The sequence below is a fragment of the Carboxylicivirga fragile genome (assembly GCF_050589805.1).
Lineage (GTDB): Bacteria > Bacteroidota > Bacteroidia > Bacteroidales > Marinilabiliaceae > Carboxylicivirga > Carboxylicivirga fragile.
Window position 1 is genome coordinate 25532 of record NZ_JBNGOY010000050.1, and the last position, 18248, is coordinate 43779.

The following is an 18248-nucleotide window of genomic DNA, read 5'->3' on the forward strand; positions in this document are numbered from 1 at the left end:
CGTTTGGGTGGTTAAACAAGTACATTGGCCGTGTTAATCTTCGAGAAGAAGACATCTTCCAAATTAGGATTCACTTGTTCAAAACCATTTTCAGGATGCTCATCGCTGAAGACATGAATGAGTGGCTGACCACCCACCATTTTATTTGATATGATGGAATACTTACGGGCGTAATCTTCCAAATCGGTTCGTGTTACTATCTTCTGATAAACCTTACCATTTATGCTGTCAATGGCATTCTGCGGTGTATCCTGAAATACGATCTGTCCCAGATTCATGATGGCCATTTTGGTGCATAGTTCACGCACATCATCAACAATATGGGTTGATAAAATTACAATGACCTCTTCACCTACATCAGCCAGTAGGTTATGAAAGCGGTTACGCTCGCCTGGATCTAAACCCGCGGTAGGTTCATCCACAATAATCAATTTAGGATTACCAATTAAGGCTTGAGCAATACCAACACGTTGCTTCATTCCACCTGAGAATCCTTTAACGTGTTTGTTCTTAATGTCGTATAGGTTAACCTTGTTTAGTAGATAGGCTACCAAGTCTTTTCTTTCTCCTTTATTGGTGATCCCCTTAAGTACGGCAATGTGGTTTAATAACTGTTCTGCCGTAATACGCGGATATACGCCAAACTCCTGTGGTAGATAACCGAGTACCTTACGCAATTCGCCTGGTTGTTTAAATATATCAATATCATCTAAGGTAGCTGTACCTGTATCTGCTTCTTGAAGCGAAGCAAGTGTACGCATCAAGGTAGACTTACCAGCGCCATTTGGGCCTAAGAGACCAAACATGCCGTTTGATAATTCCAGATTAACGTTATCCAGCGCTTTTACACCATTGGGGTAGGTTTTTGATAGGTTCGTGATCTTTAATGTACTCATAGTGGGTTAAGTGTTTTATTGATAATTGTATTGGTGCTTGTGTAACAAATATAGTTAAATCTTGATAGTGTAATACTTATTCATCTTTTATTGTTTGTATTTATAAATCGTAAATCGTGTATTTTATTTTACTTTGTTTAGAGTGTTTTCTAATAAGTTGAACTAAAATCATTATACCTCAGATAATTCAACTCAGTTTGGGACTATATAAAAGAATCTAACTACTGCCTTCCGACTATATACTGACAAACTATCTTAATATATAAATGTTTGATTTGTTCTTTAGGTTGCCTTCTGCCAAGTTTTTTTAATTTTGTCGCAGTCAAATTGCTGTGCTAATGCAGTTGTTAGGGCGAAAATAAACACTTTCCAATGAAGATACTTCTGAATTGCCTACCTCCTACAGATGTTAATAGTCCTACTATTTCGCTGTCTATCCTTAAGAAGTTCATGAATAATAATGGCTTTGAGACCATAATTAAGTACTGGAATTTTTCATTATCACTTATGGCGGAACATACCGATAGTGAAGATACTGAAATACGACTCATTCCATTTTTGTCAATTCTTAACGATAAACAAAATAATCTCGTAGGCAATGCACGCATTATTTCGCAACTCCAGCTCTTAAAGCCTGAATATAAGATAGAGGGGCCTGGTTATTATTCTGAATTACTCGACGAGTTGAAACAGGGTGTGTACACAGTAATTCGGGATGAAATAAGTAAGATTGATTTTAGTGAAATTTCACTATTTGGTATAAGTGCCAAGTACAATCAATGGATTCCAGGCATGATTCTGGCTGAAGAGATTAAAAGAGTGGCTCCGCATTTAAAAATTATAGTAGGCGGATTTGGCAGCAAAGGTGTTGCCGAGGAGGCCATGAAGCTTTGTCCACATTTTGATTATGGAACCTGGGGAGAGGGAGAATATCCATTGTTAGAATTAGCAAAACAATTAGATAGTAATACGCTTGATTTAAGTACGGTGCCTCGTTTGATTTATCGCGAGGGCGAACGGCTTATTCAATCAGAACTCATAAAGAGTCAGTATCTCGATTTTAAGAATTACATCTACCCCGATTACGATGATTTTGTAAACACCTTTCCCGATGATGAGGATAAGGATTTGATTAGCATCCCAATAAATTCGATAAGATCATGTCATTGGCGAAAGTGTAAGTTTTGTGACTTTAACCAAGGTTATAAATTGCGGGCCAGAACACCTGAGTGTGTTGTAAAGGAGATAGAAGAGCTAAGGCAACAATACGGATTTACAACTTTTACCTTTGTTGATAGCGATACCTTTGGTAATCTGACTCATTTCGAGAAGTTGTTGGATTTACTTATCGACCTACGATATCGCACTGAAGAAGATTATTCTTTTTGGGCAGAGCTGATACCAAATAATCAATACAATGCCGACTTAATGCAAAAGATGGCCATTGCCGGATTTAAAAACCTGTTTATTGGTTACGATGGTTTATCGGATGCTCTATTAAGCAAGATGAATAAGAGCAATACCTTTTCTGATAATGTGTTCTTTGTCAAATATTCCTTAAAGAACGGTATCGCGCCAGTTGTGAATGTAATTAAGCACATACCCGACGAAACTGAGGCAGATGTGCAAGAGTGCATAGATAACCTGCATTACTTGCGCTTCTTTTACAAGGATCCTGTGGTTGAGTTCACGCACATCTATGTCGATTTGGTTTTGTCTTCCATGTCGAAGTATTATTCGATGTTATCGGAAGAGGAAAGAGAAACCTACAATACTGACGATTTAAGCTATATGTTGCCTGCTGAGTATTCTAATCATGAGGATAGATTTCACCTTTTTAGATTTAAAAAGGATAAGCCTGCCAACGAACGAGAGTGGAAGAAGTTAGTAGAGGTGGAGGAGTATTACAAGCAAAACAAGTTTAGTTATAAGATTCAAGAATTGAATGGTATATGTTATTATACCGAGTATTGTAACGACGAGGAGATAGAAAACATTGTTTTTGGTGAGCCCGAATATGCATTTATTCTGAAAGCAACGGAAAAATGCGTTCGAACATTCTCGGAACTTTTAACAGATATTCAGGTGCCCCATCCTTTGGTAACAGAGGAACGTTTGAAAGAATTATTAAGCCATTTAAAAGCGAGTTATCTTATTTATTGTAATGCCGAATATTCCAATATTATCTCGCTTATACATTTATAAAAGCCAATTTTATTATCCAATCGGTATTATTACATTAGTGGCTCAATGCATTGTTATACATGATTGATTATTACAAGATATTAGGCATTACTCAGAATGCTACCCTGGATCAGATTAAAAAAGCCTATCGTTCAAAGGCTAAAATGTATCATCCTGATATAAACAAGTCAGATGATGCGCACGACAAGTTTATATTGCTGAACGAGGCATATGAATACTTCGTCAAGTTAAAAGATCCGAAAAGGCAGAAGCAACGTACAACAAATACCAAAGCGAATAACGAGGAATTCTGGAATGAGTGGCAACAACGAGAAAAACAAAAGGCAAGACAACGTGCCCAGGCCTATGCTAAAATGCGTTACGAAGCTTATATAAAATCTGACGTATACCGAACTGCCGAAGTGGTAAATTCTATTGTAGATTTTTTTGGGGGAGTGTTTATATTACTTTTTGTGATTGGCTTACCCATTATGTTGTTTGTTCAATATGGAGCGGTAACGCTTTTAGTAAGTGCCATTCTAATTTTGCCCACTTCACCTTTATGGCTTCGGTTTTTATTCCGAACCTTTAATAAGGATGCTATTAATTCCTTTTTTAGAATCCGTAATGCCAGCTTGCGAACTAAAATAATGCGTTTAATACTGTTTGTAGCTATCAATATTTGGCTATTTTTCACTTTTACTTTAAATACACTGGTTGAGTTAAAGGTGTTGGGAGGTGCTTTTGCACTGTCTTTTGTACTAGCTTTAGTGGCTTCCAGACTGGTGAAATCCTTGTACTACAGATACCTATTATTTGCGTTGGTAGCTCCCTTACTTATTAATCTGTTTTTTGTAATAAATTTTAGTTTCTCTTCATCGCCCCAAATAAACTCGTATTACTACACATACTCTTATAATGGTAATACCACATTTACAAGTATTCATCTGGAAGATGGACAATACGATAACTATAAAGGGATTCGCTATTTTACTGATTTCAGACCTTTCATAGCTAAGTCGTGTGTCACCTATACCATTGAAGATGGTTTGTTTGGTATAAAGGTGGTGAAGGATGTGTTGGCAACTTATCAAATGGTAGAGTAGATATCGGTTGGTCAATATTTCTTGTTTTTAAGGAAGTGATTTGTTTATTATAGTTTTATGATCTATGTCTATCTTAAATAATGCTTTTCGCTTCAGGTAAAGTAAACCAGAAGGTTGTACCAGCTTCTTGACTGGAGTTCACACCGATTTGTCCGCCGTGCGATTCAATGGCCATAGTGCAATAGGTGAGACCTATACCTGTCGAGTGCATTTTAGTTTTGGCATGAGCTTTAACCTGAGCAAAGCGATTAAAAATATGCTTTTGTTGTTCCTCGGATATAAATGAACCAATGTTGTGCACTGATACTTTTAATAAGTCACTATTCGATATTGTAGCTTTAATAGTTACCGTTTCGCTTGGTGATGAGAACTTAACAGCATTTGATAAGATGTTGGAGAATACCCTGCGTAAAACCATGGCATCTGAATTAACTTCAATTTTATTTTCGACTTGTACATCAAAACTTAGCTCGTTCATTCTTGCCAAGAATCCCACTTCTTCGATGGCACCATTAACGATCCCATGTATGTCTTTATATTCCTTATGAAGCATCAAGTCAATGCTTTCATTTCGATATACATCTAAAGTGTTTTCAATCATGCTGAGCATGCGCAGCGATAAATGTTTAATCAATTCATCTTTTTCATCCAATTCAGATAAAATATCAATATTTACTAAGGTTGACAGTGGGTTTTTAAGATCATGAATAACCATGTTAGTCATATCTTCCTTAAACTGCGATAATTGTTCCAGCGATTTATTGGTATTAATGAGCTCCTCTTTCTGCTTATTAATTTCAAGGTTTTTGGCGCGTAGTTGGCGATTTGTCTTTTTCTTTTCAATAGAACTTCTCCAAATACTTACCACTAAAAGTAACATGAATAGAAACCCAACAATAAAAGTGTTTCTAAAAGCTTTCTGTTTTTTTAGTTCTGCCTCTTGAAGTCGATCTTTTTTGTCTTGTTCACGTTTAGCTATGGCTTTCTCTTTTGCCGATTTATACTCGTATTCTAAGTTACTAATTCGTCTTATGTTTTCTTTATTAAACAAGCTATCGCTCATTGTTTTAAATGCTATATGAGCGCCAAGCGCTTCCTTGTAAAGTCCTAAGCGTTCACTAGTTTTGGCAAGCATTTTAGCGCTTTCACTAATGAGTTGTATGTCATCCAATTCTGTTGCCATCAGATAGGCTTTTTTGCTATAGAGATAAGCTTCTGTGTGTTTGTTCTGCTTATCGTAAATAGTGGAAATACCTATGTAGCTACTAATTTCTGTACGTTTATAAGATATGGTCTGGCTCAGGTTAACGGCCTTGTTATACAGTTCCATGGCATCCACAAGTTTATCCGTCAAAACAAGAATGTTAGCCAAATCTCTTAAGGCATTCAGCTCTCCTTGTTTGTTTCCTATTTCCTGTTGGAGCTTAAGCGTCTTGTTCTGGTATTCCCATGCTTTATCGTAAGCCCCTTTTTTTGTGTAAATGCGGCCCATGTATTCATAATTATAACACAGTCCGGTTTTAAATCCAATTTCTTCGGCATACCCCAATCCTTTTAAACAATACTTCAAAGCATCACTGTAGTTGCTTTCCACAATATAAATATGAGCAATGTTGGAAGCAGCAATTGAGGCATCTTTATAGTTATTTTGACGCTCATCAATGAGAAAGCTTTTTTGATAGCATTCAAGTGCTTTGGGCCAGTTGCCATGATGTTCATATACTACGCCCAGATTGTTGAGTGTAAAAGACATGGCCTCTTCATCATTGATCTTGGTTGCTATTTCAAGAGCCAGTTCGGCGTATTGTAGTGCTAAATCATAATTGCCTATGTCGGCATAATTGGTGCCTAAACTGGCATAGTTGTAACAAATAGATGCACTGTCTTTTAATGCAATATTTATTCTAAGAGCTTGCTTTATGAATTTAGTAGCTTTGTCTACTTCACCTTGAAAATATTGTATTTTACCTATGTAATAGTAGTTTTTTGCAAGTCCTTTTTGGTTGTTAATGGATTGATTGATTAATAAGCTTTTGTTAGAATACTCTTGTACCTTACAGAACTCGGAAATTACATAATAATACATGGCCATTTGATCGTAATAATCTGCTTTCCCTTTTGGGTAATTTATTTCTTCTACAATTTCACCAGCTTCTTTAAGGTGCTTAAAGGCATTTTGTGGATTGATGTTTTGAAATGCTTCCGCAGCCGAATTTAAAAGGTCAACGCGCACACTATCTCTGATGGAGTGATTTGATAATTGCCTTTCAATGCTATCAATAGTTGATGATTGAGCCTGAGAAATAGGAGTAGACGTGATGTGAAAAAATATGCAAATAAAATAAAAAGCTACCCTCATGTAATATTATTTTCCAAGGCTAATATACCTAATTTACATCAACAATATTTGGCATGTAGATAAGTTTTTTGTTTTTGTATATAGGTGAAGGGTGTCTAACTCTTTAGTGTTAAGTGGCTTTATTTCGTACTATTTGGCAGATTGCACTATTCAATTTATAATTGGTCACTTCACTTTATTGGACTAAATTTGAATAAATAAGAATGTTGAAGTATTAGAGAATAGTAAATATATATGATCACAAGCACATTTATACCTGTTTTTAAAGCTGTTCTCAGCATATTTTTAATAGCCATAGCAAGTGGTGTATTGGTAAGGCGTAATATTATTAGGCAAAGTGATATTCAGAGTATGTCGCATATTACTATTGTGATATTGCTACCATGCCTTTTCTTTTCGAAGATCATTGGAAGTTTTGACCCAGCTAGTTTCGTGTATTGGTGGATTTTGCCCTTGGTGGCTTTTGTTATGATAGGTTTTGCTTTAGGTTTATCGTATTTATTCTTTTACAAAAAACGTAAACAAAAGAAGGCCATAATGGCAGTTGCATCTTTTATGAATGCCAATTACATGGTACTGCCTATTGCAACTATGTTATATGTTGAAGATTTGAATACATTTTTAACTTATTGCTTCATGTTTATTTTAGGTGTAAGCACTGCATTGTGGAGTGTAGGAAAGTACATGGTGACCTCTGGCGAAAATGAAAAGATCAGATTAAAAGAAATTGTGAATCCGCCATTAATTGCAAGTTTGGGTTCAATATTAATTGTTCTACTTGGTTTGGAGAATTACGTTCCTTCAGCTATTTTAATCCCTGTTGATTTCCTTGGGCAAGCTGCCATTCCTATTGCCACTATTGTATTAGGTGCTACATTGGGTTCTATCTCGGTAAGGCAAATGCCCTCCATTATCGATTCAATTAAGGTAGTGGGAATAAAGTTATTTTTAATGCCCGCCATTGTTATTGCTCTATTATATTGGACGCAATGGCTAAACACTTACCCTTTAATCGCCGACTTATTAGTATTACAGGCCTCGGTTGCCCCGGCTACTCTGTTAATTGTTCAGGTTCGTAAATATGGAGGTAATGCACAGGAGGTGGGTAGTATGATGCTAATCAATTATATCGTTTGTCTTTTAACGATACCCGCATGGCTTACTATTTGGCGTATGCTTATTGCTTCCTATTAATAGTGTAAGGAAACCAGCTTAATGCCAGTTTCCCTTTCAATTATTTTTAGTTTGAAGCTAGTTTAACTGGTTCGGCTTCCGAAATGTATTTTGGACAGACTTCACGAACTGCATCTTTTTCTGTTTTGCCTAACTTTTTATATTCTTTCCCAAACTTACTTTTGGCAATGTCGTTTCGCATTTCATTAAATGCTCGTAATACTTCATTTTGCACCAATAAGTAGGCGTGGTATTCGGTATCATTGGTGGTTTGAATCGAAATAATACCCTTACTAACTTCAGTGGGACCGAAGTACTTAATATTTTTACTTTCCTTGTCCGATAGCTGTAGTTTATCGTTAGGGTTTAAAATGAATTCTTTAGTTGCCTCAGTTAGGTTTCGTATGTCCATTTGGGATTTTTCGACCATTAGTTGATTATTGGAGTTAACCAATATTTCAAATACATTACGATCATGCTTAAGGGGCGTATCAATATCTGGTTTATCTTGATACGGGGGAAGAAGTGTACTTAATCCCTGATCTGTGTCCATTGTTGTTGATACCAAGAAGAATATTAGTAACAAAAACGCGATGTCGGCCATTGAACCGGCATTTACTTCAGTAGTTTCTCTTTGTTTCATAATAGATCATTTAATTATTTATTAATAATTAATGACCCTGCATAATATGATTCCGAAATTGACACCATTAATATACAAAAAAAATAACAGTTTACACTTTATGTGGTCAATTAAATTTATGATCAACTATCTTATTGTGCCCAGAATAAGATTGGTTAAAAAGAATTAAGCTGCTTTCTGCAAAAACTGGAATCTCAGGTTCATTTTGTCGTAATTTGGCGTTAGTTTTCTTGAGTAAAAGGTAGCGCGTGCTGCATATTTATTACCTTTGTACGCTAATTTTGAAATATACAATAAGTGAATCATCTTTCCGTCAATCATATAATCATTCGCTATCGATTAGCCATTTTAGCTGCTGTCGCTTTTTTAACTTTGTTTTTTGGTTTTCAGGCTAGTAAAGTAACCTTGGATTATAAGTTAGCCCAGCTTCTTCCAAAAACAGATTCAACGTTTATTGAATACGAGAATTTTAAGAAAATATATGGTGAGGATGCTAAGCTCATACTGTTAGGAATTAATGATTCTACAATTCTTGAACTTGATAAGTTTAATGCCCTTTATGACCTTACTGAAGCTATTGCTGCTATTACTGTTTCAGGCGATGATGGTGAGCAAATAGTAGGTGCTAAAAGTGTATTGTCTTTAAGTAGAATAAGTGAGTTAAATAGGGTGAATGATAAGTTAGAGTTAAAAACTTTATTTCCTCAAAAACCTAGCTCTCAATATCAATTGGATAGTATTTTAGGCATCGTTGATAAACAATTGTTTTATAAAGACCTATTATTTAAGCAGACAGATAGCTCGTTTGTGACCATATTGAGTATTACTCTTCGCAATGATATGGTTAATTCAAAACGGCGAATTGCCTTTGTGAATAATGTATATGAAACTACCGAATTGTTTAGTGAAAAAACGGGGGTTGATGTGCATTACTCGGGGCTGCCATATATCCGAACACGTGTAATGGATAAAGTAAGAGGCGAGTTGAGCCTTTTTATTATTTTGGCTGCTATTGTATTGGCCATTATACTGTATCTGTTTTTCCGCTCGTTTAAAATAGTTGGAACATCCCTCTTGGTTGTTGGTATTTCAGTTATTTGGGTATTTGGTTTTATTGGTTTGTTTGGTTTTAAAATAACAGTACTAACAGGATTGATCCCCCCACTAATCATCGTTATTGGAATACCCAATTCCATTTTCATGATTAATAAGTATCATCAGGAATGCAGTAATCATGGAAATCAATGGGCCGCATTGGAGCGAATGATAAAGAAAATTGGCGGAGTTATTTTCTTGACCAATCTAACTACAGCTTCTGGTTTTGCTACATTCATACTTACTAGTTCTACCATTTTGGTTGAATTTGGAATTATAGCAGCGATTAATATTATCTGCCTGTTTTTTATTTCCATCACCATTTTTCCAATCATAACAAGCTTTCAGAAAATGCCATCTGCAAGGCATATCAAGCATCTGGAGAATAAATCGTTAAATTCATCAATTAAATGGTTAGTGATAACCGCCATGAAGAATAGGCGATGGGTATATGTTGGTACGTTGTTTTTAGTACTATTTAGTGCATTGGGTATTAGTTTAATAAAAACATCGGGTAATGTCGTTGATGATATTCCTAAGAGTGATGCTATTTATCAGGATCTTCTCTTTTTTGAAGAACAGTTCAAGGGCGTATTGCCTTTCGAAATTGTGATAGACACTAAGGTAGAGAATGGTGTTTTTAGAGAAGGGGGAAAAACCTTGTATAAAATGCGACGTTTAGAGAAGGTTTTAGCTCGCGATTCTTTGTTTACGCCTTACTTTTCGAAACCGTTATCTATTAATGATGGGGTGAAATATATCTATCAAGCCCATATGGGAGGCGATCCTAAGTTTTATAATGTGCCGTCACCTAGTAAATTGACCGGGCTAAAAAAGTATTTCTCAAGCGAATCATCGGAACATTCTGAGAGTTTAAGTGCTTTTATCGATTCATCAAAACAGATAACACGGATGACGGTTAAGATGGCGAATGTTAATACCGATCAGATTCAAAGTATAAAAGATTCACTTAGGATAAAGGTTGATAAAATATTCAGCCCAGCCGATTATAAGGTGAGTTTTACTGGTACAAGTTTAGTGTTTTTAAAAGGAACCAATTTTCTTATACGCAACTTATTTGTGAGTCTGGCCATAGCCATTCTGTTAATATCGGTTTTTATAGCTTTCATGTTTCGATCTTTCCGAATGGTTTTTATATCACTTATCCCTAATATAATTCCATTACTTTTTACCGCTGGAATTATGGGTTATTTTGGTATTCATATAAAACCATCCACTATATTGGTATTTAGCATTGCCTTTGGTATTTCAATTGATGATAGTATTCATTTCTTGGCCAAATATCGTCAGGAATTAAAGATACATGGAGGACGTATTAAGTTTTCGGTGGTCGAAGCTATAAAGGAATCGGGGGTGAGCATGATTTATACATCTATTGTTTTATTCTTTGGATTCTCCATATTTACAGCTTCAAGTTTTGGTGGTACTATAGCCCTGGGTTTATTGGTGTCATTAACTTTATTAGTGGCAATGTTAACCAACTTGATATTGTTACCTGCAATGCTTTTGTCATTAGAGAAGGCCAAGCGTAAAGAAGAAAAAAAGATTAAAAAGAAGAAATGATATACTACTGGTTAAGATATACAATGCCCATTGCATTAAGGCTTTATTTTAAACATATCTTTTTTGTTCATCGACATAAGATTCCTAAAAAAGGACCAGTCATATTAGCCTCGATGCATCCAAATTCATTCATTGATGATTTTGTGATTGGTATTTTTGCAGGACGCAAACTAAGGTTTCTTGCCAGGGGAGATGTATTTGCTACTAAGCTCGCACGTGTTTTATTGGAATCAATGCGCGTATCGCCTGTTTATAGAGCCATGGATAACACGCAGGATGTAAAGAAGAATTTGGAGGCTTTTGATATTTATACGCAAACATTGAAATATAATGGCACCTTATTAATTCATTCCGAGGGAGTATGTGTTGTTGAGAAACGCGTGCGTAAACTTAAGAAAGGAACGGCTCGAATTGCCTTTAAAGCTGAAGAAGAAAATGATTTTAAGCTGGGGGTACAGATTGTTCCGATCTCTTTAAATTATACCAATGGGCCAAAAATAAGAGAAACATTAATGGCACAATGTGCCGATCCCATTTTGGTGAGTGATTATAAAGATATCTACCTTGAAAATCCAGCAAAGGCGGCAAAAGCCCTGAATGATGATTTATACGCAGCGCTTAATGAAGGGGCCGTTGTTATTGAATCTAAAGAGTGTGAAACCACGGTAGAACAGTGTTTCGAAATTGCTCGAAATAACAAGTTAGTGGGGGCTCTACCTATTGCTAATGCCAACCCTGTGCCATTTCAGATTGAGAATAAAATAAGTTCACATATTAATCAACTCTTTTCAGATTCAAAAGAGCAGTATAAGGAACTAAAAGAAAAAGCTCAAGTTTATTTTGATTTGTTAGGTAAGTATAGGATTACCGATCGGGAAGTGGCCTGTGATAAAACTTCATACTATCTTAAGGCATTGCTTTTAGTGGTTGTGTTACCCATTTTTTCTCTTGGCTACTTAGCCAATGTTTTACCTGTTTATTTAGGCCGTAAGGTGGCAGATAAAGTCGTGAAAACACGTGAGTTTTATGGTTCGGTTTACGTTGGAGCCAATTGGTTGTTTGTACAGCTGTATTACCTTGTTTTATTCATATTAGGAGGGGTGTTTGCAGGACTTATGGGGCTTTTATTGGTGTTGAGTATTGCTGTTATAGGGTTCTGGTCGGTACTATTACGCGATCAATATTTGCTGTTTTTTGAACGCTTTAGGTTCAATAAGTTCAAGTCGAAACATACAGCTGATTATAAACAGGCTAAGCTGTATAGAGATGAACTGTCTAAGCTTCTTGGATAGTTGAGTAAGAGTATTGTAGTATTATAGATAGGCAGATTAAATTCATTTAATTGCTTTTTTGATTAAAAACAATAATTACTTTTGTTTACTAATAAAAAGATAAAATAATTTTGGCAGATAGTGTAGTTTGGATAACAGGAGCTTCGTCGGGAATAGGTGAAGAATTGGCATACGCATATGCAAGAGAAGGTGCAAGGCTGGTTCTGACAGCGCGAAGAGAAGATAAACTTAATTTGGTACGAGAGAAGTGTCTTTCGTATACAAAAGAATGTTTTGTATTCCCTGCCGACCTGTCATCAACAGATCAGTTAGAAGACTTAGTTGATAATGTCATAAAACAAACTGGAACCATTGACGTTTTAGTTAATAATGCTGGAATAAGCCAACGTTCCTTAGCCCATGCAACGCCTCTCGAAAATGATCGAAAAATTATGGAGATAAATTTCTTTAGTGCAGTAGCATTAACGAAGTTGGTTTTACCATACATGATTAAAAATAGAAGTGGTCATATAGTTGCCATCAGCAGTATAGTTGGAAAGTTTGGTTTTCCATTACGTAGTGCCTATTCTGCGGCAAAGCATGCCTTGCAAGGTTTTTTTGAGTCTTTAAGGGCAGAACTTAAGGCAGATAATATAAAAGTAACCATTGTGTCTCCGGGGAGAATTAAAACCGAGGTATCGAAAAATGCGTTAACAAAAGAAGGTGTTGCGCATGGTGAAATGGATCCAGGACAGGATAAAGGAATGCGAGCAGATGTGTGTGCAAACATTATTCTCAAAGCGATTAAAAAAGAGAAGAAGGATATTTTAGTGGGTGGTAAGGAATTGTTAATGGTTTATATTTACAAGTATTTACCAGCTCTATATAATCGTATTGTAACTAAAGTAAGTAGTAAATAATATAATCCTATGGTCAAAACTATAAGCGGGATTCAACAAATTGGTGTTGGAGTAAAAGATGCTCAAGAAGCATGGAAGTGGTATCGCACCCAATTTGGAATGGATATTAATGTTTTTGAAGATACTGCGGTGGCTGAGATTATGCTTCCTCATACCGAAGGTAAGACCAGGGAACGTTACGCTGCTTTAGCCGTTAATATGGAGGGTGGCGGAGGTTTTGAAATATGGCAGCACACAGGTATTGAACCTAAAGCGCCCAATTTTGAAGTCCAGTTAGGCGATTATGGTATATTTATCACTAAAATTAAAAGTCGCGATATTGAGAAATCGTATCGAGTACATAAAGAGCGCGGCTTGAATATACTTGGTGAGCTTTACAAAGATCCGAGTGGGAATGATCATTATTTTATCAAAGATCCCTACAATAATATCTTTCAGATTGTAGCTGAGCCAGTTTTTTATAAGAAACAAAAATCAGTTACTGGAGGAACCAATGGTTGTTTAATTGGCGTATCAGATATTGAGGCAGCCATGAAGGTTTATTCCGATATTCTACAATACGATGAAGTGGTTTATGACAAGGAAGATGTGTTTGCCGATTTCGCACAGCTACCAGGAGGTGATCAGAAATGTCGTCGTGTGTTACTTAAGCATAAAGAAACAAGAACAGGCACGTTCAGTCGTTTATTTGGCCCCACACAAATTGAATTGGTAAAAGTATATGATCGTGAACCTCGTAAAATATTCGAAAACAGAATATGGGGTGAGCTAGGATTTATCCACTTGTGTTTTGATATTACGGGTATGGACTTTTTGCGTGAAGAATGCAAATCCAAAGGTTTTGCGTTTACCGTTGATAGTGCTGATAGTTTTGATATGGGTGTGGCAGCTGGCCATTTCTCTTATATCGAAGATCCAGATGGTACGCTCATTGAATTTGTAGAAACACATAAATTACCAATCATTGAAAAGTTTGGCTGGTACATGAATCTTAAAGGGAGAGATCCAAAGAAGAGTCTGCCGAATTGGATGGTTAATACACTTGCTTTTAATCGCATTAAGGATAAGTAGAATATTCTTTGAAATAAAATACAAGGCCATTTCTCATTTTACTCTGAGAAATGGCTTTTTTATAACAACTTCACTAAGTTTTTATTTTGAGATCTAACCTCCTCTTAAAAGGAGTTTGTTATTGGCGTGAAGATTGTTTTAGAAAGGGTATGCTTTGTTGTGCATGAAAAAAGAGATGTGTGAATGTTAGTTGGTATTGTAAGATGATTGTTCAGGGATGAGGAATTCTATTTGCTTGGTTAATAGAATTTAATTACACTAGAGTGCAAAATTATTTAACACTATGATTGACAAAGTTAAATATTGTTTATAATTTGTGTGTGCATTATAAACCAATTTACCATGTCGTCAAAATCAAACCTATCTATTTCAGATCACCTTTTGAAAGGTGATGGCATCATTCCCTATTTATTAGAGCACACAAAAGGAGGAGAATTTCAATCTTCTTATCCTGATTCTGTCATCATACATTATACGGCAGGCGGCAGTGCTGAATCATCGGCTCGTCATTTACGAAATAAAGACGTTAAAGCATCGGCACATTTGGTTATTGGCCGCGCTGGAGAAATATACCAGATAGTGCCCTTTAATTATCAGGCTTGGCATGCCGGTAAAAGCAAATATGGTTCGCGTGTTGGGTACAACAAGTTTTCCATAGGTATTGAATTGGATAATGCCGGCGTATTAACCAAGGCAGGTACTGAATATGTATCATGGTTTGGTAAAAAATATCAGCAGAATGATGTACTTCAAGCGCGTCATCGCAACGAACAGGATTTAAAATATTGGCACCTCTATACACCTGAGCAGATAGCGGCTTGCGAACGAGTTGTTAAGTTACTTATTGAAAATTACGGAATAAAGGAGATATTAGGTCACGAAGAAATAGCACCGGGAAGAAAACAAGATCCTGGACCAGCATTTCCTTTGGATCGATTTAGAAATAGGCTTTTGTTCGAAGATAGAGCCGATGATGAAACACCCTTAAAAGGTAAAAACTATAAAGTTACAGCAAGTCAATTGAATATTAGGGAAGGTGCTGGCGGACAGTTCAAAAAGGTGGCTCAACCTTTAAAAAAAGGTAGCGAGGTAACCATTCTGGAAGAGAAAGATGGCTGGTGTAAGGTAAAAACAACGATTACTGGTTGGGTTAGTAAAGGGCATCTAGATATTTAGTCATATGCAACGATTTCTTTTGTTAATAGTAATTGCAGGTATCGTTTTCTTGCTGGTACTCTTTGTTAATCGACCCGATTTAATTGAAAACATCTGGATTTGGTTGGTGGGATTGGCGGGCAGCATCGTAAAATCCTTTCAATTAATAATCGACTTCTTTAAAGATCGATTTGGTAACGCGACAACTGACACGGATCAGAACAAAAATGGAAATAAGAGTAATACATCTAATGGTCGTGAATCAAGTAAAACAGATGCGACCATTGAAGCTTTTAAGGGCACTACCATTACCGTATTGCGTATTTCAGATGATGAGGAAACGACCATCGGTTTGTTGTACATTGATTCAAGCTTTTATTGTTATACACTCGAGGATACTTATAATGAGGTTAAAATAAAAGGGCAAACGCGCATACCTGCAGGTACCTATAATATTGATTTTCTGAGGCAGGAAACACCGCTTACTTTAAAGTACAGAGAAAGGTATCCCGACTGGTTTAATTTTCACTTACACATTCAGAATGTACCAGGATTTACAGGTATTTATATTCATAGTGGCGGCAATCATCAGCATACCGAAGGGTGTTTGTTAGTCAGTAATAGTTTGTCTGTTGGAACTGATAATTCGTACTTAACCAATTCGAGAACAACCTTTAAGAACTTGTATAAATATTTGGAGGAGCGTTTGACTAATAAGCATAAGCTTAGAATTATTATACGAGATGAAAACTGGATCAAAGAACTAAATCATTAATCATGGCTACTAAAGAAATCAACTATACCGATCAAATTGCTAGCACTTTGCGAGAAAAGAAAAACTTAAATCGCCTTTTAGTTGGTGCAGTGCTTTTTCTTGAGCTTATCATTTTTATTGGTGTTGTGCTAACGGCACGGGTCTATTATTGCGATGATACACAGCATTTCAAAGACATTTTCTACGTCATAGCATTGTCATTAATCTTAATTTGGTTTGGCATTTTTGTCGCTTATCTCACATGGGCTATCTACTTTTATAACATTAACCTTGGGCTTACAAATCAATCGTGGGCTGAGTTAAGACAACGTATAGCTGAATCGCCCGAACTGGAGCTGAAAGAACCAAGAGTGAATCCACACGCCAACGAAACTTTAGGCTTGCCTAAAGGCACCATTAGGGGGATGGTAGCAATCACTCTTTTAATTGGTGGTTTGTCCATGGCCATTGCCTCCTTAGGTTATGACTCAGAACTTAAACAAGATTCGTTTTTTATCGATCATTTCGACTTTTTTAAGACTGCTTTTTTAATGATGATTGCCTTTTATTTTGGTAATAAATCATTGGAGCTTATTGGTTATAAAAGTTCTAAAGTGATTGGTGCAAATACCACCCAAGCTCAATCACAAAATGCAACTGCTGGCAGTGAATCTGAGGTGCCGATGTCTACAGTTAGCAATGGTGCAAGCGGAATGAAAAATAATTTATTGAACGACGTATCTGGTGAAAGTAATATTGAGGATTCAGCTACTTCGCCAAAAGATCAGGAAGATTTTAATGTTGATAACGCACAAGGTTAATGCTTCGATTTAAACAAATAGCGTTTGTGTTATTAGCAACAAGCATGTTGTTGGCTTGTAAGCGCGAAAAAAGGTGGTTGGTCATCAGTAAAATAAAAAGTACAGCTAAACTAGCCACAACACAAACCACGATTGATAAAGTTGTGATTGGTAACAAGCAACGAAAAGCTTTTGGTTTGGTGCGTATAAGCAGTTCTGATTTTGTTGCATATTCCGAAGCAACTGTCTTAACAGGAATTGATCTGACCAAACTCGATCGAAAAGACGTTGAAATTGATGGGGATGTGATAGAGCTTAAACTGCCTGCGGTTGAAGTATTAGATTTTAACTACCCTTTTGAGAAGTTTGAAATTGATCATCATCTTTCCAATAATAAATTCATGAGTACCATTGATGTGATTGATATGGAGTCGTTTTTCAGACAGGCTGAGAGTGATATTCGTGAGCATTTGAAATACATGGGAATTACAGAACAAACAGAGGAGAACACACGGAAAATGTTGGAAGGGCTCTTGAAAAACATGGGTTATAAGGAAATTTATATAGAATTTAAGAATGATTCGACTGAACTAATTCCTAAAATAAACTGGGACAAATACCTTAACAGTAATGATTAGTTTATTCTCAAAAGGGTTTTCGTTTTTGCTTCAAGTAATACTTGTGGTGGCTGTGGTATTGCTGTTCTCGTGGTTCGACCCATTTGACCTGTTGGCACCAACTAAGACAAAACTAAAAAATACACCTATACAGGTTGAAAGCATAAAGGAGATTGGGAAACTCATTACTGCTGAGTATTATGGCGAGGTCATTGCCTCATTGGGTGAGGTAGTGGATCAAGAAAATAAAAAAGATACCGAGCTTTTTAGCCTAGGAATTAAAGATGTACATGCTGAATTTACGGATTGTTTAGCGACTCTGTCTCTGCTAGATTTTAAAAACAAGGGCGATAATTGTTATGAGGAATTTTTGAAGTTAAATACTTTTTTACACCGAAGTCCTTTGTTTGAGCGTTATTTATATTTCATCTTCGATAATATAAGCGGTAGAACGTATAAAGTCTCCGAATTAAATCAGGAGCTCGGTTCAGGTAAAAAAGAAAGACTTTTCAGGCGATTACAGGATATGGAGTTGCTAAATTTACACGGACGATTTTTTAGAGATATTAAGACCAAAATAATATCTTAGAAAAATGAGTACACAGAAAAAGTATTACAGT

General features: G+C 36.1%; 15 protein-coding genes. 12 read left to right on the forward strand and 3 right to left on the reverse strand.

Annotation, left to right across the window (positions count from 1 at the left end; genetic code table 11):
• Nucleotides 1–11: 11 nt before the first annotated feature.
• A complete protein-coding gene (locus ACRD7B_RS18575) occupies nt 12–896 on the reverse strand; it encodes an ABC transporter ATP-binding protein (protein ID WP_430826133.1) in 885 nt (294 codons plus the stop codon).
• Between the two features lie 372 nt (nt 897–1268).
• Between ACRD7B_RS18575 and ACRD7B_RS18580 the strand changes: the two genes are divergently transcribed.
• Both ACRD7B_RS18580 and ACRD7B_RS18585 read left to right on the forward strand, forming a co-directional pair.
• Nucleotides 1269–3101: a B12-binding domain-containing radical SAM protein gene (locus ACRD7B_RS18580; RefSeq protein ID WP_430826134.1), complete on the forward strand. Its 1833-nt coding sequence runs from the start codon at nt 1269–1271 to the stop codon at nt 3099–3101.
• Between the two features lie 59 nt (nt 3102–3160).
• Nucleotides 3161–4186, forward strand: coding sequence for a J domain-containing protein (locus ACRD7B_RS18585; protein ID WP_430826135.1), 1026 nt, complete (start codon nt 3161–3163; stop codon nt 4184–4186).
• A gap of 73 nt (nt 4187–4259) precedes the next feature.
• On the opposite strand, the gene ACRD7B_RS18590 is transcribed toward ACRD7B_RS18585, so the two are convergent.
• Nucleotides 4260–6545 carry a tetratricopeptide repeat-containing sensor histidine kinase gene (locus ACRD7B_RS18590; RefSeq protein ID WP_430826136.1) on the reverse strand — a complete coding sequence of 762 codons (2286 nt, stop codon included), beginning with the start codon at nt 6543–6545 and terminating at the stop codon, nt 4260–4262.
• A 234-nt stretch (nt 6546–6779) separates the two neighbouring features.
• On the opposite strand from ACRD7B_RS18590, the gene ACRD7B_RS18595 reads away from it, so the two are divergent.
• Nucleotides 6780–7739, forward strand: a complete 960-nt coding sequence (locus ACRD7B_RS18595; RefSeq protein ID WP_430826137.1) for an AEC family transporter — start codon at nt 6780–6782, stop codon at nt 7737–7739.
• Nucleotides 7740–7785: 46 nt separating this feature from the next.
• Here the strand turns inward: ACRD7B_RS18595 and ACRD7B_RS18600 are convergent, their stop codons facing one another.
• The gene (locus ACRD7B_RS18600) at nt 7786–8361 is read right to left on the reverse strand and encodes an ExbD/TolR family protein (RefSeq protein WP_430826138.1); all 576 of its coding nucleotides are present in this window, start codon (nt 8359–8361) and stop codon (nt 7786–7788) included.
• A 297-nt stretch (nt 8362–8658) separates the two neighbouring features.
• Between ACRD7B_RS18600 and ACRD7B_RS18605 the strand changes: the two genes are divergently transcribed.
• From ACRD7B_RS18605 to ACRD7B_RS18645, 9 genes are all read left to right on the forward strand, one after another.
• Entirely contained in the window at nt 8659–11040 is a 2382-nt protein-coding gene (locus ACRD7B_RS18605; RefSeq protein WP_430826139.1) for an efflux RND transporter permease subunit, read from the forward strand.
• The gene (locus ACRD7B_RS18610; protein WP_430826140.1) at nt 11037–12332 is read left to right on the forward strand and encodes a 1-acyl-sn-glycerol-3-phosphate acyltransferase; all 1296 of its coding nucleotides are present in this window, start codon (nt 11037–11039) and stop codon (nt 12330–12332) included. The genes ACRD7B_RS18605 and ACRD7B_RS18610 overlap by 4 nt, the downstream gene beginning before the upstream one ends.
• Before the next feature lie 110 nt (nt 12333–12442).
• Nucleotides 12443–13231 (forward strand): SDR family oxidoreductase, encoded by a 789-nt coding sequence (locus tag ACRD7B_RS18615; RefSeq protein WP_430826141.1) that lies wholly within the window; start codon nt 12443–12445, stop codon nt 13229–13231.
• Nucleotides 13232–13240: 9 nt separating this feature from the next.
• On the forward strand, nt 13241–14302 hold the full coding sequence (locus ACRD7B_RS18620; RefSeq protein WP_430826142.1) for a VOC family protein: 1062 nt from the start codon (nt 13241–13243) through the stop codon (nt 14300–14302).
• A gap of 342 nt (nt 14303–14644) precedes the next feature.
• Nucleotides 14645–15478 (forward strand): N-acetylmuramoyl-L-alanine amidase, encoded by an 834-nt coding sequence (locus tag ACRD7B_RS18625; protein ID WP_430826143.1) that lies wholly within the window; start codon nt 14645–14647, stop codon nt 15476–15478.
• 4 nt (nt 15479–15482) lie between these two features.
• A complete protein-coding gene (locus ACRD7B_RS18630) occupies nt 15483–16232 on the forward strand; it encodes a DUF5675 family protein (protein ID WP_430826144.1) in 750 nt (249 codons plus the stop codon).
• 2 nt (nt 16233–16234) lie between these two features.
• The gene (locus ACRD7B_RS18635) at nt 16235–17032 is read left to right on the forward strand and encodes a hypothetical protein (RefSeq protein ID WP_430826145.1); all 798 of its coding nucleotides are present in this window, start codon (nt 16235–16237) and stop codon (nt 17030–17032) included.
• Entirely contained in the window at nt 17032–17649 is a 618-nt protein-coding gene (locus ACRD7B_RS18640) for a DUF4230 domain-containing protein (protein WP_430826146.1), read from the forward strand. The genes ACRD7B_RS18635 and ACRD7B_RS18640 overlap by 1 nt, the downstream gene beginning before the upstream one ends.
• On the forward strand, nt 17642–18217 hold the full coding sequence (locus ACRD7B_RS18645) for a hypothetical protein (protein ID WP_430826147.1): 576 nt from the start codon (nt 17642–17644) through the stop codon (nt 18215–18217). The genes ACRD7B_RS18640 and ACRD7B_RS18645 overlap by 8 nt, the downstream gene beginning before the upstream one ends.
• Nucleotides 18218–18248 lie beyond the last annotated feature (31 nt).

Coding starts and splice junctions, on each gene's coding strand:
- ACRD7B_RS18575 (WP_430826133.1), bottom strand. CDS start 896: ATGAGTACATTAAAGATCACGAACCTATCAAAAACCTACCCCAATGGT.
- ACRD7B_RS18645 (WP_430826147.1), top strand. CDS start 17,642: ATGATTAGTTTATTCTCAAAAGGGTTTTCGTTTTTGCTTCAAGTAATA.
- ACRD7B_RS18610 (WP_430826140.1), top strand. CDS start 11,037: ATGATATACTACTGGTTAAGATATACAATGCCCATTGCATTAAGGCTT.
- ACRD7B_RS18630 (WP_430826144.1), top strand. CDS start 15,483: ATGCAACGATTTCTTTTGTTAATAGTAATTGCAGGTATCGTTTTCTTG.
- ACRD7B_RS18595 (WP_430826137.1), top strand. CDS start 6,780: ATGATCACAAGCACATTTATACCTGTTTTTAAAGCTGTTCTCAGCATA.
- ACRD7B_RS18600 (WP_430826138.1), bottom strand. CDS start 8,361: ATGAAACAAAGAGAAACTACTGAAGTAAATGCCGGTTCAATGGCCGAC.
- ACRD7B_RS18635 (WP_430826145.1), top strand. CDS start 16,235: ATGGCTACTAAAGAAATCAACTATACCGATCAAATTGCTAGCACTTTG.
- ACRD7B_RS18585 (WP_430826135.1), top strand. CDS start 3,161: ATGATTGATTATTACAAGATATTAGGCATTACTCAGAATGCTACCCTG.
- ACRD7B_RS18620 (WP_430826142.1), top strand. CDS start 13,241: ATGGTCAAAACTATAAGCGGGATTCAACAAATTGGTGTTGGAGTAAAA.
- ACRD7B_RS18580 (WP_430826134.1), top strand. CDS start 1,269: ATGAAGATACTTCTGAATTGCCTACCTCCTACAGATGTTAATAGTCCT.
- ACRD7B_RS18625 (WP_430826143.1), top strand. CDS start 14,645: ATGTCGTCAAAATCAAACCTATCTATTTCAGATCACCTTTTGAAAGGT.
- ACRD7B_RS18590 (WP_430826136.1), bottom strand. CDS start 6,545: ATGAGGGTAGCTTTTTATTTTATTTGCATATTTTTTCACATCACGTCT.
- ACRD7B_RS18640 (WP_430826146.1), top strand. CDS start 17,032: ATGCTTCGATTTAAACAAATAGCGTTTGTGTTATTAGCAACAAGCATG.